The organism is Paenibacillus sp. FSL H8-0332 (assembly GCF_037963835.1).
Lineage (GTDB): Bacteria > Bacillota > Bacilli > Paenibacillales > Paenibacillaceae > Paenibacillus_AQ > Paenibacillus_AQ rhizoplanae.
In genome coordinates, this window is record NZ_CP150145.1 from 4,645,635 (window position 1) to 4,661,626 (window position 15,992).

The following is a 15,992-nucleotide window of genomic DNA, read 5'->3' on the forward strand; positions in this document are numbered from 1 at the left end:
GTGCTAAGGGCGGCCGGTAATACGCATGTTTGTTAGGCCGGCAGCCCTTTTTTACCAATCAGTGTTAAGGTCAACATTGCAATCAGCAGCAGGACAATCGTTGCTCCCGGAGCCAGGTTCCATACTCCAGCAATGACCAATCCGCCAATGACAGCAATCTCGGCAATCGCCACGGACAGAATAACCGAGGACTTGAAGCTCCGCGACAGCAGCAGGCTGATTGCTACAGGAATAGTCAACAGCGCAGATACCAGCAGCGAGCCGACAATCTTGATCGCCGTACTGATCACCAGGGCCGTTAACACCGTAATCAGCATATTGAGCAGCTTCACCGGAAGCCCGCTGACACTGGCCGCATCCTCCTCGAAGCTGAGCAGGAAGAATTCCTTGAAGAATAAGGTTACGACGACCACAACCGCAATCGTTACGATTCCCACCACGATAAGATCGGTAGTATTGAGCGTATAGATGCTGCCGAACAGATAGCTCATTACATCTGCATTATACCCTTTGCCCAGGGTGAAAAAAAGCGAGGCCAGCGCTACACCGCCCGACATGATGATTGCAATGGACAGCTCTGCGTAGCTTTTGTAAGCTTTGCGCAGCTTCTCAATCGCAAATGAGGCCGCGACCGCGAAGATCAGCCCCGCACCCAGCGGGTAAAAACCGGTCAGGAAGCCCAGCGCTACACCGGCAATCGTAACATGCGCCAGCGTATCTCCGATCATCGACAGACGCCGCAGCACCAGAAAAACGCCGATCAGCGGCGCCGTAATGCCAATCATCAGCCCGCCGGCCAGCGCCCGCTGGAAAAAATCACTAAACAGGATTTCCAAGATGATGTTCTCTCCTACTTTCAAATATGAAACCTATTTTCGATCCCTCCCAAACCCTCCCTTCCCGAAGGGAGGGCCCCAAGGGCTCTGCCCTCTGGACACCCGCTAAGTGCAATTGGCGTGGGAGGAGGGGTTGTCGCAGTTTAGGGACGGTGGTGAAAGGAACGCTTTTCCTCCCTGCGGGATACGCTTCACAATTTGCGGGATCTAACTACTGTTTAAGGTCAATTAATAAGTACAGACATTAAGTTCAAAGAATAAGCCCAGCAATAAGAACACAAGGTCGTCCTATGTTGTACAATGGACGACCTGAGAAATGATAAACTGAGCGGCTTGAGCAGGTCTATTGCATAATGTACAACAGATTCTTGACTTTGACACGTTAGAATCCATTCTATTGTATTCTGTGCAATTGAAAGTGGCAAAAAGCGTAAATAAAGACCATTTCAAAAGAATCTAATGTACAAAATACAACAGAACCGGAAATTTGGCGCCACAGTGAGCAATCTAATGTACAAAATACAACAGAAGTATAATTTAAGCAACATAGAAAACTGAATAGCAGTTCACGTACTCCAACCTTTTGCTGCTTTTAGGACAACGTGTGCTGTAAATTATCGACGGCGCAGTCCTGGACATCATGGGAGTGGCGGCAGTAGAAGTTGATTTTACCGTTCTGCTGGACCGGCTCGCTGCCGAGGTAATTCTTCATCATTTCGATATCATGCGAGACCATCAGGAAGGTCATATGGTGATGGGCATGCATGTGCATAATCAGCTCGAAGAATCCGGCCTGGGTCTCGGCATCGATGCCAACGGTAGGCTCATCCAGAATCAGCAGATCCGGGTGGTTGATCAGCGCGCGGGCCAGGAAGACACGCTGCTGCTGGCCGCCGGACAACTGGCCGACTCTCTTCTCGGCAATATCCTGAATCCGCATCACTTCCAGCGCATCCTCACACTGCCGGTGCTGGGCTTTCGAGACCCGCCGGATCAGGTTCTTGTTGTTGTACAGGCCGGACAAAACGACCTCACGCACGGTTGCCGGGAACAACGGGTTGAACGCATTCTTCTGCGGCACATAGCCGATCCGCTCCCAGTCCTTGAACCTCCGCACCGGTTGGCCAAATAATTTGATCTCCCCGCTGGTGGCAGGCAGCAGGCCGACGATCATCTTAAGCAGTGTCGTCTTGCCCGCACCGTTAGAGCCGAGGATGCCGAGGAAATCACGTTCTTTTACCGTATAATTCAAGTTCGAGATGACCTTCTGTTCCCCGTAGGAAAAGGACAAATCCTGTATTTCGATCATATGCTGATGGCAGTCCAGGGATACCGGTTGCATGTGAAGTACCGCCTTTCACTTATACTTTCCTTATTATTGTAAGGCCAGAATGAGATTTTGCAAATTTTTCTCCATTAATGTGAAATAGTTGTCCCCATTCTTCTGCTGGGCCTCGGTCAATCCTTCTACCGGATTCAGCACCATCGTGGATACACCGGTCTCATTTGCCAGTGTCTTAGCCAGCTTATCAGATACAAGCTCCTCGAAGAAAATATAACGGATGCCCTCTGCCTTAACCAGCGCCGCCAGCTTCACCAGATCCTGCCCGCGCGGCTCAGCATCCGGCGACAGGCCCATAATCGCATGCTGCGACAGGCCATAGTCACGCGCCAGATACGAGAAGGCCTGATGAGATACGACAATCTCCTTGTTAGGCAGTTTGCCCAGCTCTTCAGTGAACTTCAGATCCAACGCACTCAGGCGGTCCGCTAGCTTCTGATAACGTTCTTCATAACCTGCGGTATGCGCAGGATCAACGGCTTGAAGACTATCTTTGATATTCTTGGCCATCACAAGCGCCGACTTCGGGCTTACCCAGGTATGCGGGTCTGTGTGCAGGCTGTCGCCATGACCGTCTGCTTCAGCTTCTTCACCTTCATGGCCGTGATCATGCCCATCATCTTCGTCCGTTGTAATCAGCTTCACCCCTTGGCTAACCTCTACAGCCTTGGTCTTACTGTCACCATCGAGGCTCTTGAGGAAATTGGGGACCCAGCCCTCCAGCCCGGCTCCGTTATAGAGGAACAGCTGCGCCTTGGAGGTACTTATGATATCCTGGCTGCGCGGTGTCCAGTCATGCGGCTCTACCCCTACAGGAAGCAGGTTGATCACATTGGTATCGTCGCCGCCGATTTCGGCAGTGAATTCATATATAGGATAAAAAGTAGTCATAACGTTCACTTTTCCTTCAACAATGCTTCCGCTGCTCTTCGGTCCGCATGCGGTCAGCGCAAGCGTGAGCAGCAGGACAGCGGCGAGCAACAGCCCTTTTTGCAAGTGTTTTGTTACCATTTCTCTATCGACCCCTTAAATCGTAAAATTTACTATTAGAATTATAATAGTAATCGTTACGATAAGTCAACTCCGATCTGCATTTCGTAGTCTGCTAGGCATCCTATGCCCGGTTATCTTGGTGCAAAAAGAAGCAATCCCCGCTGCCTCTGGCCTGCGGGGATTGCTGTACGGTCATTATGCGGATGCCCTTGGCATCCTTATTTCACAATTGCTCCGTTCGGCATGCTGTCCGGTACGGTAGCTATAGTCAGCTGCTCTCCCTTGGAGGCGGCCAGGATCATACCTTGAGACAGCTCCCCGCGCAGCTTCACCGGCTTCAGGTTCACAATGCAGATCACCTTGCGGCCCACCAGCTCCTCCGGTGTGTAGAACTTCGCAATGCCGGATACCACCTGGCGCTGCTCATAGCCAAGATCCAGCTGCAGCTTCAGCAGCTTATCCGCCTTCTTCACCGGCTCGCAGGCGATGACCTGGGCTACGCGCAGCTCCGCCTTGGCGAAATCGTCGATGCCGATTTCTTCCTTATGCTCCTCTTCCTCCGGATCGGCAGCCGCCGCTTCCGGAGTCACAGCAGCTGCTGCAGGCTTCCCGGCTCCCATCGCTTCGGCGATGTACGCCACCTCCTGCGCCACATCCAGGCGCGGGAAGATCGGGTCGCCCTTCGCAAGCCGGGTTCCCGCTGGAATCAGGCCGAAGGATCTGCCGCTCTCCCAGGTGGTCAGCTCGCCCGGCTGAATGCCCAGCTGCTCCCAGATCTTCGCCGGAGCGCCGGTCAGGAACGGCTGGAGCAGGATGGACGCGGTGCGCAGTCCCTCGACCAGATGCCGCATCACCGAAGCCAGCTCCCCGCTGCGGCTCTCGTCCTTGGCGAGTACCCAAGGCTGGGTCTCGTCAATGTATTTGTTCGTCCGGCTGATCAGCGAGCCGATGGCGGTCAGGGCTACGGAGAATTCCATCTTCTCCATCGCCTCTTCCACCTTGGCGTAAGTGCTCTGCACCATCGCCTCAAGCTCGCCGTCAAATGCGGTAACCTGACCTGCGTAAGCCGGAAGCTCACCGCCGAAGTATTTCTCCACCATCGCGCCGGTCCGGTTCAGCAGGTTGCCAAGGTCATTGGCCAGATCATAGTTAATCCGGTCCACGAAGCTCTCCGGCGTGAAGGTTCCGTCCGAGCCGAAGGGAACCTCGCGCAGCAGATAATAGCGCAGGGCATCCAGGCCATAGCGGTCAATCAGCGTCACCGGATCGACCACATTGCCTTTGGATTTGGACATCTTGCCGTCCTTCATCAGCAGCCAGCCATGGGCGAAGACCTTCTTCGGCAACGGTTCGCCGAGCGCCATCAGAATGATCGGCCAGTAGATCGTATGGAAGCGGACAATTTCCTTCCCGACGATGTGCACATCCGCAGGCCAGTACTTCTCGTACAGACTGCGGTCCTCCGAGCCATAGCCAAGGGCCGTAATGTAGTTGGTAAGCGCATCGATCCATACATACACTACATGCTTCTCGTCCCCTTTTACCTTAACACCCCAGTCAAAAGTCGTACGGGATACAGCGAGATCCTCCAGACCCGGCTTAATGAAGTTGTTAATCATCTCGTTCTTACGGGATTCCGGCAGGATAAACTCCGGGTTCTCCTCGTAGAACTTCAGCAGGCGGTCAGCATACTTGCTCATGCGGAAGAAGTAGCTCTCCTCCTTAACCAGCTCCACCGGATGTCCGCTGTCCGGACTTTTTCCTCCGGTAATCTTGCCGTCAGCATCGCGTTCAATATCCACCAGCTGGGTCTCGGTGTAGAAGGTCTCATCCGAAATACAGTACCAGCCTTCGTATTCTCCTTTGTAGATATCGCCCTGCTTCAGCAGGCGGTCAAAAATATCCGCAACCACCTTCTTATGGCGCTCCTCCGTGGTACGGATGAAGTCATCATTGGAGATGTCCAGCTTCTTCCACAGATCCTTAATGCCTACCACAATCCCGTCCACGAACTCCTGAGGGGTCTTGCCTGCCTTCCCGGCCTTCTCTTCAATCTTCTGCCCATGCTCGTCCGTCCCCGTCAGATAGCGCACCTCATAGCCGCGCAGCCGCTTGTAACGGGCCATCGCATCACCGGCTACCGTTGAATACGCATGCCCGATATGCAGCTTGTCGCTCGGATAATAGATCGGTGTTGTTAGATAAAAAGTTTTGTTCTCACTCATTACTTCATCATCCCTTCGTTATCCCTAATCGTCCATTTCACACAAAAAACTCCCGCCCCTCTATGGGGCGAGAGTAAACTCACGCGATACCACCCAACATTCCCCGGCTCCTCACAGAGCGCAGGCTTCGTCAGTTCCTTAACGGAACTGTCCATTAACGCTGGAACACGCCGTGCGCTTACGCAGGCCCCGGCTTCAGGCCTCCCGCTCGAACACAGTTCCTCCCGGACCATCTTCAATCTGGCGTCCCATACCGGCTCCCAGCACCCCGGCTCTCTGTAATGGTGTCCACATCTACTTATCCGTTCCTCGGAATATCACTTATTATTCAAAATATACCCATACCAGCTGCCCGTGTCAAGTCGTATGCAGCGGCTTGTCCCCAGATGGCTGCTCTTTGCGCGGCGGCACCGGGTCAAGGCCTCCCGGATGGAAGGGATGACAGCGGGCAATCCGCCTGGCAGCGAGCCAAGAACCCTTAAGCGGTCCATGGACCTCAATGGCTTCCAGCGCGTATGCCGAACAGGTCGGGTAGAACCGGCAGGTTGCAGGCTTCAGCGGCGAAATGAACTTGCGGTAGACCCGGATAGGGGCCTGTACCGTTCTTCGTAAGGTAGCCATATTCAGCGTCCCTCTTTGCTGCGGGCAGCCCCGGCCGGCTCTTCTTCTCTTCCCTGCTCACAATCCTTGCAGTAGCCGAATACCTCGAATTTATGCTTGACCACGCGGAACTGATCCGGCGGATCGGTTAGATTCATCGGGCAGAATTGAATGGGGTACGTCTTCATACACTGCAGACAAATCATATGGTGATGATGGTGATCCTGACTGCAGCTTGCCTTGAATTTGACGCCTTCTTCAAATACAATCTGCTCCAGTACCCCCAGCTCCTCCATAACGCGCAGGTTACGGTAGACTGTATCGAAGCTCAGCCCGCTGTACTTGCGGCCCATATGCTCATATACATCCTTCGCAGACAAGTATCCCGTATTCTCGCCGAATAATTTGGCAAGCGTCTTGCGCTGATCGGTGATTCGCAGCCCCTGCCCCGACATGGCTTCCAGGATTTGATCTGTCGACAGCATTCGCTCATCTCCCATAACAAAGGTCGTTTGTGTTGCACTCTCTTTATAATGCCCCAAAAGCACTGCCCCGTCAATAAAAGTGCCCGTTGCCTGCCTGCATCCACAGACTTGCATTAGAATACAAAACGGCAGCCGCCCCCTCAGGAGCGCTGCCGTTTGTGCCGTTTGTATTGTAGAAGAAATTATTTTTTCGCTGGAAGCGGGGTAAAGACAAAGTTAACGGGCAGGTTGCTGCCGGAAGCGACGGAGAACACAATCTCCACGCGCCCTTCATACTCTCCGGTACGGTAGACTACAGCGTTCGTATCTGATGTTTTTCCTATTACCCCCTTATTTGGAAGGTTCACCATTGTGCCGTTTACAATCAACGGTCCCAGATAAGGACCCCCGCGCGGGTTGAAGGTGATCAGCGTGTTTGCTGCAACACGGTCCAGTACGATTTTGTACAGTACCCCGAAGTTACCGGCATTGGAAACATATGTTCCCTTCATTGGATCAATGCCGTCCAGGTTTTTGTCCATTATATTATCGCCCAGAAGCAGCTTGCTTTGCGTGGTACCCACCAGATCGGTCACGTTCATGATGCGGGTAGAATCAGGGAATGTTCCCCGGGTATGCACGCCGTCAATGTCAAGAATCGGCAGATAAGGCAGCTCGGCGACAGGATCTTTGCTCTGCTCCACCATAACTACGTTATACTGAACCGGCAGATCACTGAACAGGTCTGCGCTCAGCGACATTACGTCTTTGGGCTTCATGGCGACTTTGTTCAGGTCTGTCATAATCGGAAGACTTTGCCCAGGCTGCAGGGTAATTTGCGATTCGGCCAAGCCGGTAACCATGGAATTGAAGTATTTCTCCATCGATACTTTTCCTGTATATTCCGGTGAGGTCACCGGTCCGGCAATTCCTAGATATTGGATGTTAATGGTTGTCGGATACAGGTTGTTATTCGTTGCAATCACATAGAGCTTCTGTCTGGTAGCCATATTGTTCATATGATGCACCAGGAAGCGCGTATTGCCCACTGAATTCTCCCGGTACAGTACACCTTCCGTCTGAACGGTCTCCGGGCTGTTGCTGCGGATCAGGGTGTAGCCTTCGGACGACAGCGTATACGGCAGGTTAGGGAGCGCCGGGATCATCCCGCCGTCCATACTGATGATATCCCCCGGAATGGTGAACAGCTTCGTTACTTCATCTTGTGTATACAGTTGTTCATTGGTGATTGTAATCATCTTCTCAAAAGTACTGCTAAGACCGCGCTTGTCCGTAACCGTAAGCTGAATGGACAGCGGTCCCGGGGTGAAATACGCCAGGGAACGATTGTTCCAGGTAGCGGTCAGCTCTTCATTCTCAGGATCATAGCTGGTATCGGTCAGGATTACCGGCTCACCCATTTTGTATTCTTCTTTATCTGTTGTGAATTGGGCTACTGGCGGCTGGTTAGGCTGCAATACCTGGATCGTTACCGGGTAAGGATCACTCCACAGGTTGTTCGCATCACGCACAGAGTAAGTAACCGTATAGAATCCCGGTTGATCGTATACATCCATCTTATTGCCGCTCCACAGCTCTTCAACAATAGGAGAACCGTTCGGTGAAGAACTGGTAGTCACATAATTCACTGTAGTCTCACCGGCATAGATTTCCTTAGGCTGAACGGTGAAGGATGCTGTCGGCTTCGTATTCAGCGTAAGAATAACCCGCTTCTGAACATTGTCAACGGTGTAGGGAATTTTGAGTGCAGAGGTTATAGAGGTTAACGGAATCATGAAGGTGCCTTTGAACTGGTAAGCAGGACCCTTCATGGTAACCTTGGTACCATCGACTGTGTATATCTTGCTGTCCGTCTTGAACCGCATAATGCTCGTGCCCTTGGTCACAATAACCTCTTTGGTCTTGGCGTCATACGTGAAGGCAACGCCGACCATCTCCACCATTGCCCGAATGGATACATACGAGACACCATTCTTGACAGCCATTGGCTGATTGGCAGTGTACGGGGTACCATTTCTGAACATCTTGTTGCTGTTCATCATCAGGATAAGCTGGCCTCCCCCTGCAGCAGAGTTAGTCATGCTTGGGGTTACAGGCGAATCTGTTAACGGAGTAGCCGTAGGCATAACGGCATCAGTCGGCACAGTACCGTCCACAGGAGCAATAGTAGCCCCAGGAGCTACAGTAGCCGCCGGAATCGGTGTTTCCGTTACTCCCGGAGCTGGAGTTGCTGTCGGAACAACTACGGCCGGAACCGGAGTTGGGGTTGGCATTACTGTGCCTGCCGGCGGCTCGGTAACAAGCGGCGGCAGCGGATCAGTTGACTCGGGCTGAAGCTGTGTGTCAGCGGTGTTTGCCGCTGCGTTAACGCTCTGAGGTGTTGCACTCTCTGTGCTGACAGGCGCGGCCCAAGCCGGCACGGCTGCAATGGATTGCGATACAGCCAATACTGCCACTAAAATTACTTTTTTCAAATTCATTGTACGACTCCTTCTGCTCCCATTGTAGTGTATAAGGCAGGTATCTTTATTGCTTTCTTTCCACCTTATAATCCCCGCAAAAACGCAACCGCCCTTCGCAGGACGGCAGTATATTTTGCCACGTTCATTTTACAAAACATAGTATTAGACGCATGTTATAGCGAAAAGTTTCATTCTGTGTAAAAAGAAAACAAAAAAATAACGACCGCCCCTTATCGGGGACAATCGCTATGGCCGGCAACCCGCTAAGGACGGGCGTCGACCGTCCGGTACTTGCTGCGGTATTCCTTGGGGGTCATTCCCGTCTGCTTCAGGAACACCTTGGTGAAATAACGGCGTTCCTGATAGCCGACCCCGGAGCTGATGACAGTGATGCTCTTATCGCTGCTTGATAGCATGAACTTGGCAGCTTCAATCCGCTGCTGCGTGATATACTCCACGAAGGTCATCGCAAATTGGTTTTTGAACAACAGGCAGAAATAACTGCTGCTGATGCCGATCCTGTTCGCCACCTCGTCGATGCCCAGGTCAGCATTCAGGCGCTCAGTAATGTGTTGTACGGCTTGATTCATGAGCTGCTCCGGTGTTTTTTTGACGGTATCCTCAGCCGCTGGCACTTCCTGAAACAATGGAATGCTGTTATACAACTTATCCTTGTACTGCCTGCTGCGGATACGGGCACCGATCTCCCGCACCTTGTCACCCAGCTCCCCGTAGTGGATCGGCTTACAGATGTACTCCTTCACACCCAGACGGATCGCTTCACGAGCATAATCGAATTCCTGATAGCCGCTGAGCAGCAGCACTTCACTCTCCAGCCCCATCTCCCGCAGCTTCCCGATGAACACCAGGCCATCCATCACCGGCATACGGATATCGCAGAGCACCAGATCCGGCGGCTGCTCCTCGGCCATGCGCAGAGCTTCTATTCCGCTGCGGGCCATCCCCGCAACCTCCATCCCCATGTCCTGCCAGGGAAGAACTCTGTTGAGATTATTCAGAATAGGCGCCTCATCGTCAACCAATAATACTTTTAGCATAATGATCTTCCCCCTGCCCGTATTTCGGAATGACGCACTGGATGATCGTTCCTTCACCCGGACTTGCACATATGAAAATCCCGTACCGGTCGCCATATTCTATACGTATGCGGTCTGCTACACTGCGGACTCCAAGCCCCCGCCGTTCGAGATGTATGCCCTGACCCGGCTTATCCTCCGGCTTCTGTTCTGCCGTATCGTTCACCATATATTGAAACATGGACAGTTGGGACGGAGTCATGCCGATCCCGTTGTCCTGAATCCGCAGAATCAGATTACCTTGGGTCTCCCAAACCTTAACGCTCACCAGACCCTTATACCCGATCCCCTCAAAACCATGCTGAATGCTGTTCTCTACCAGCGGCTGGAGCGTAAGCTTCAGAATCCCGCAATTCAGCAGCTCTGCCGGAATTTCAAGCTCATAATCGAACAGGTCCTCGAACCGGAATTTCTGGATGTCCAGATAATTGCGCAGATGCTTAACCTCTTCCTCCAGCGTAATCTCATCCTTGTCCTGAATGCTGATCCGCAGGATGCTAGCCAGCCGGTATACCATCTCACTGACCTTACGGCCTTCATTCTGCACAGCCAGCACATTGATCGACTCCAGGGTATTGAACAGAAAATGCGGCTTGATCTGCGCCTGCAGCACACGCATTTCCGCCTGATTCTTGCGCTGCTGCTCCACATGAACCCGGTTGAACAGCATATTGATTTTGTCCATAAGATCATTGAAGCCTCTGGCCAGCAGCGTCATCTCATCGTTGCCCTTCTCCTCGACGCGGGTAGTGAGGTCTCCGTCCTCCACCCGGCGCATGAAGCGCACAATCACAGCAATCCCGCCTGTTATCCGGTTCATGAAGAACAGATTGAAAATGACCGCCCCCAGCAGGCACAGGAACATCACAACGACGAACCAGCGGGCAAACACCGTTACCTCATGAGACAAAGTATCCCAAGAAGTGATGGAGACGAGACTCCAGGGATACTCCTTGAGATGGTAGACCGACAGAATGCTTTTCTCGCCGCCAAACTGTGTCTTGAAGCTCTGAAAACCAGGCTTGAAGATCATATCCTTCGTCGTGAAGTCACGGAAATCCTGTCCGTCCAGCTTCCTGTCCGGGTCCAGCAGAATCATCCCGTCATCGTTAACCAGCATGAAGGACACCTTCTGGTTTGTGCCCCCAATCTTAAGATTGCGAAAAATCGACTCAAACTCCCAGTTCTTGATCTGAACAACCAGAATGCCGATATTCTGAAAGAAGCTAAGTTCCTTAACCAGCCGGATTTGCGTAAATACAGCCTCCGTCCCGGTCAGTTCAGGGTACTCATGCGGGGCCAGCCACTTCGGAACCCCGTTCAGCTTCATCACCTCCTGATAAAGCTCGCTGCCTTTGAACTTATCATAGGGCAGCGTGCGGAAGTTCTCCTTGTTGAAGACGGATACAATCTCCGAGCTGCCTTTCCCGTTGAAATTATACAGGAAAGCATAGCTGATCGACGGATGATTATAGAGCAGACTCCGGAAATTGCGCTGGCTCGCATTCAGGCTGAGCTGCTCAGCATCGGTTAAATCCTGCTTGGAGGGATCATCCGCGCTGAGCGCCATATGAAATACCGAGGTGGCAATTCCGTTGTCAGTCACATTATCCATATCCTTGAAGACATTAGAAATGCTGTAGCTGATCGCTTTGAGCGAATATTCGGACTGCTGGCTGTATTTCTTCTCAATGGAATTATAAGTCACGAAGAACATAATCATGCCAAGAATGAACAGCGGAATGATAATCAGGCCTAAGAATGCCGTAAACAATTTGTAGCGCAGATTCATCGGCCATTGCTCCTGACATGATTTATGTTATCCTTTTACACTGCCTGCGGTAACGCCTTCAATAATCTTCTCCTGCAGAACCGCATAGATCACTATGACCGGAACCACACTGAAGACAATCCCCGCTGACATCTGTGCGTAATTCATCTGGTACTGATCGCGGAACTGAACCATCCCCACAGGGAGCGTACGCAGCTCGTCATTGGAGAGGAAATAGTTAGCCAGCAGGAATTCATTCCAATTTCCCAGGAAATTAACAATGAATACAGTAACCATCGCCGGAACTGTCAAAGGTACAATAATTCTAGCAAAGATGCCCGGAGCCTTCAAGCCATCCATGACCGCCGCTTCTTCAATTTCACTGGGCAGCGAACGCATGAAGGCCGCCAGAATAATGATCGTGAACGGGATCGCATTGGCAATATAAGGAATAATGAGCGCCCAGTGGGTATTCAGAATATGCAGCTTGCGGACAATCGTGTAGATAGGCAGCATCAGCGCGTTGTTCGGAATCAGCATCCCGATCAGAACCAGCGAGAACAGAATCTTATTCCACTTCCCCTGGCGCATCCGCGTGACCGCGAAGGCGAACATAGACGCCAGCAGAATAGATACCACAGAAGCAAGAATCGAAATATATAAGCTGTTGAAAAAATAAGTGCTGATCTTGGCATTCACCCAAGCTTCCACATAGTTGGACCATTCGAAGCTCTTCGGAATGCCGAAGGGATGGAGGGCAATCGCATTGTTATCCTTCTTCACCGAGGAGAAGAGGACGAAGAGGAACGGGAACAGCACAATTAACAGATACCCCAGCAAGGCGATGTGCGGCAGACTTTTCTTCAGCAGGCGCGGCATCAGTATTCAATCCTTTCCGTACGGCGGGCAAACACCAGCTGGTAGAGGGCGGTTACCACGAGCGTGAACAAGAAGATCAGAACGGCGATCGTATTGCCGTACCCGTATTTGAAGTTGGTAATCGCATACTTGATCATATAGGTGGCCATAACCTCTGTTGAACCGGCCGGACCGCCCTTAGTCATTACTATGACGATATCGGCAGCCTTCATCGCTCCGGCAATCGAGAGCATAATCACGACCGAAATGATCGGTACGATCAGCGGCAGGGTGATGCGTGTAGCCCGCTGGAACCCCGTAGCGCCATCGATGGCCGCTGCTTCATCCAGCTCACCGGGTATAGAGAGAATCGCCGCCAGCACCATTACAATATAGAATCCGGTCCACTGCCAGGCATTCGTAATCAGAATCGACAGCATGGCGAACCGTTCGTCCGACAGCCAGTAGACCGGCTCAATGCCGACCAGGCCTAACACTTTGTTGAACAGTCCGATGTTCGGCTCGTAGATGAAGCCCCAGAGAATGCCGATTACTGCGGTAGACATAATGGATGGCATGAATACCGCCGTCTTGTACAGCCCCTTCAGCTTCTTCACATTCGCAATCAGTAAGGAGAAGAACACTATCAGCGGCACCTGTATGCCTACAGAGAACAGAATGAACCAGCCGTTATTTTTCACAGAAACCCAGAAGCGTTCATCGCCCAGGGCTTTCTTGAAGTTGTTAACTCCGGCATATTTGACCGTATCGGATACACCATTCCAACTCGTGAAGCTATAGTAGATCGAGCTGAAGATCGGATAGATGAAGAACATAATGAACAGAATCAGTGCCGGAATAACGAACAGAATGAACACCAGAGGATTTCTCAGTGCCTTATTCATAACTACCTCCATATTGCTTTTCTTTTGAAAAATGTACCCTGGAGCAAGCACCAGGGCACATATACTTCACCGCTTCTTATTCCACTGCCGCGTTGGCCTCTTCCTGAATCTTCTGGAGTGCTTCGCCCATCTTCTCCGGAGTCGTCTGCCCGCCGATCAGGCTCTGAATCTGGATATTACTGATCTCAGTGGTGACATCCGCCTGCACCAGCGAGTCAAAGGCCGGGAAGGAGGATTGGGAACTGTTCAACACCGCGACGATCTCGCTCATCAGATCATCTGTAATGTTCTTGTTCAGCACAGCCGGATCGATCTTCATGGCAGGCAGGACACCGTCCTCAACCAGACCGCGCAGCTGCATTTCTTCATTGAACATATTTTTAATGAAGGATTTCACCGCCGCAAGCTGCCGCTCATCTTCACCTGCCGAAGCTGAGAAGCCATAACCGTTGTTCACATCGCGCATCAGTGCCGTCTGATCCCCTACTCCGCCTTCAACCCCCGGAATATTGAAGAAGCCGACCTTACCGATCAGGCCTTCGCCGGATTGTCCGGCCTTGAATACGGAAGACTTCCAGGTTCCGTCGTACATCAGGATTGCTTCTCCGCTGGTGAACTGGGTGGTATATTCAGCATATTCGAAGCCCAGCTCGCCCTTCTTGAAGTAGCCTTTATCCACCCATTCCTTATATTTCGCCAAGCCCTTGACTACGTTGGGATCATTCCACTTCGCTTCACCGGTAGCGAACTTCGCGGTCACATCCGGTCCGGCATAACGGGACCAGAGATGGTTGGCCAGCATCAGCGGTACCCAGCCTGCTTTGGAAGCACCAGCCATTGGCACTTTACCATCCGCTTTAATATCGGCCAGCTGCTGCTCCAGTTCGGCGAAGGTGGCCGGAGCCTTCCAGCCCTTGCCGGTATAGTATTCTTTATTATAGAAGAAGCCTTCTCCGGAGCCGCCGATGGGCAGGCCGTAGATTTTGCCTTCATAGGTGAACGGGTCCAGATTGGAGAACTTGTCTTTGATGCCTAATTCATCGAGAATAGGGGTCAGATCAAGCAGCTTGCCTTCTTTGGCATAGATCTTGGAGTCCGGGCTACCGAACAGGTCGAAGATCTCCGGAGGGTTACCAGCCGCCATTTCACCGCGCAGCTTCTCTTTACGGTTCACATCCGAATCTACACCATCGAGCTTGAAGGTCAGTCCAGGCACATCCGCCTGCACCTTGCCCACCACATCCTCCAGAATAGCCAGTCGTTTCTGTTTGTCTGCCCCAACCTGAGTATGACGGATCGTCATCTCAAAAGGTTCAGCACTTGCCGGTTCTTCAGTTGCGGCAGCATTCGTAGCAGCAGCCTCTTCCGTCGCCGCCGGCTCACCTTTACTATTGGCAGCATTATTCTTGTTACCTCCGCAGCCAGTCAGCAGCGCTGAAGTAACGAACATCAGGGACAATAGCAGTGTTAGACTTTTTCTCATTACGGGTGACCCTCCCTATTTAGTGGTTTCCCTTACAATTCTAATTATAGGAAATCACCTTGGTAATCGTAAGGTTAAGATTCATCTTCAATAGGGATAAAATCCTCTAATGTAAGCGAAACCAGTCAGGTTTAATGACATCAAAAAAGCGAAGCTTCTCAAATGGGAAGCTCCGCTTGTTCATTATAGGTATGAGATTATACCAGAGCAGACTGTTTACGGCCTTCTTCAATCAGCCGGTACGCACGCTGCACTTCTTCATCGGAAGGTGATTCCACCCCTTCAAGCTCATAGGGACGGTTCAGTTCCTTCCATTTGTAGATCCCCATCACATGATAAGGCAGGATTTCGAATTTCTCTACTCCATTCAGCGTGCCAATGAAGCGGCCGAGATTCTGCAGATCCTCTTCCTTATTGTGAATGCCGGGAACGTACACATGGCGAACCCACATTTTACGGTTATGGTCTGATAACCAGCGGGCCAGCTTCAAGGTACGGTCATTGGATTTGCCGGTCAGCTTGATGTGCGCTTCATCATCAATGTGCTTGAGATCCAAGAGCACCAGGTCGGTAACATCCAGCAGGTCGCTGATTTTCGATCCATCATTATAGCCGTTGGTATCAAGGGTGGTGTGCAGATTCCAGCGTTTCTTCACTTCGGTGAACAATTGCTTGACGAACTGCGCCTGCAGCGTCGGTTCACCACCGGATACGGTCAGACCGCCCCCGGACGATTTATAATAATTCAGGTAAGGCTCAATTTCCGCCAGCACTTCCTCGACGGTCATTTCCTTGCCTTCATTCAGTCCCCAGGTATCCGGGTTGTGGCAATACTGACACTTGAGCAGGCAGCCCTGCATAAAAAGCACGAAGCGGATACCCGGGCCATCCACTGTTCCAAACGTCTCCAAAGAGTGGATATGTCCTTTAAGCAT

At 51.8% G+C, this 15,992-nt stretch carries 13 protein-coding genes; all 13 read right to left on the reverse strand.

The genetic code is table 11. From position 1 onward, the window contains the following. Positions 1–32: 32 nt before the first annotated feature. The gene (locus tag NST43_RS20275; protein ID WP_339218983.1) at positions 33–836 is read right to left on the reverse strand and encodes a metal ABC transporter permease; all 804 of its coding nucleotides are present in this window, start codon (positions 834–836) and stop codon (positions 33–35) included. Positions 837–1,428: 592 nt separating this feature from the next. Further along, positions 1,429–2,178 (reverse strand): metal ABC transporter ATP-binding protein, encoded by a 750-nt coding sequence (locus NST43_RS20280; RefSeq protein ID WP_209984439.1) that lies wholly within the window; start codon positions 2,176–2,178, stop codon positions 1,429–1,431. Positions 2,179–2,211: 33 nt separating this feature from the next. Further along, the gene (locus tag NST43_RS20285; RefSeq protein ID WP_339218985.1) at positions 2,212–3,189 is read right to left on the reverse strand and encodes a zinc ABC transporter substrate-binding protein; all 978 of its coding nucleotides are present in this window, start codon (positions 3,187–3,189) and stop codon (positions 2,212–2,214) included. A 200-nt stretch (positions 3,190–3,389) separates the two neighbouring features. Further along, complete coding sequence (metG, locus tag NST43_RS20290; protein WP_339218987.1) at positions 3,390–5,396, reverse strand: methionine--tRNA ligase; 2,007 nt, start codon at positions 5,394–5,396, stop codon at positions 3,390–3,392. A gap of 357 nt (positions 5,397–5,753) precedes the next feature. Next, positions 5,754–6,017, reverse strand: coding sequence for a membrane protein insertion efficiency factor YidD (gene yidD / locus NST43_RS20295; protein WP_339218989.1), 264 nt, complete (start codon positions 6,015–6,017; stop codon positions 5,754–5,756). Positions 6,018–6,019: 2 nt separating this feature from the next. Then, positions 6,020–6,481 carry a Fur family transcriptional regulator gene (locus NST43_RS20300; RefSeq protein ID WP_036731890.1) on the reverse strand — a complete coding sequence of 154 codons (462 nt, stop codon included), beginning with the start codon at positions 6,479–6,481 and terminating at the stop codon, positions 6,020–6,022. Positions 6,482–6,663: 182 nt separating this feature from the next. Further along, on the reverse strand, positions 6,664–8,961 hold the full coding sequence (locus NST43_RS20305; RefSeq protein WP_339218991.1) for a stalk domain-containing protein: 2,298 nt from the start codon (positions 8,959–8,961) through the stop codon (positions 6,664–6,666). A 245-nt stretch (positions 8,962–9,206) separates the two neighbouring features. Next, the gene (locus NST43_RS20310) at positions 9,207–10,001 is read right to left on the reverse strand and encodes a response regulator (RefSeq protein WP_339218992.1); all 795 of its coding nucleotides are present in this window, start codon (positions 9,999–10,001) and stop codon (positions 9,207–9,209) included. Continuing rightward, on the reverse strand, positions 9,979–11,832 hold the full coding sequence (locus tag NST43_RS20315; RefSeq protein ID WP_339218993.1) for a sensor histidine kinase: 1,854 nt from the start codon (positions 11,830–11,832) through the stop codon (positions 9,979–9,981). Before NST43_RS20315 ends, NST43_RS20310 begins: the two co-directional genes overlap by 23 nt. 27 nt (positions 11,833–11,859) lie before the next feature. After that, positions 11,860–12,690 carry a carbohydrate ABC transporter permease gene (locus NST43_RS20320; RefSeq protein WP_209984460.1) on the reverse strand — a complete coding sequence of 277 codons (831 nt, stop codon included), beginning with the start codon at positions 12,688–12,690 and terminating at the stop codon, positions 11,860–11,862. Continuing rightward, the gene (locus NST43_RS20325) at positions 12,690–13,574 is read right to left on the reverse strand and encodes a sugar ABC transporter permease (RefSeq protein WP_209984464.1); all 885 of its coding nucleotides are present in this window, start codon (positions 13,572–13,574) and stop codon (positions 12,690–12,692) included. Before NST43_RS20325 ends, NST43_RS20320 begins: the two co-directional genes overlap by 1 nt. A 76-nt stretch (positions 13,575–13,650) precedes the next feature. Next, a complete protein-coding gene (locus NST43_RS20330; RefSeq protein ID WP_339218996.1) occupies positions 13,651–15,057 on the reverse strand; it encodes an extracellular solute-binding protein in 1,407 nt (468 codons plus the stop codon). A 197-nt stretch (positions 15,058–15,254) separates the two neighbouring features. Continuing rightward, a complete protein-coding gene (pflA, locus tag NST43_RS20335) occupies positions 15,255–15,992 on the reverse strand; it encodes a pyruvate formate-lyase-activating protein (protein WP_209984472.1) in 738 nt (245 codons plus the stop codon).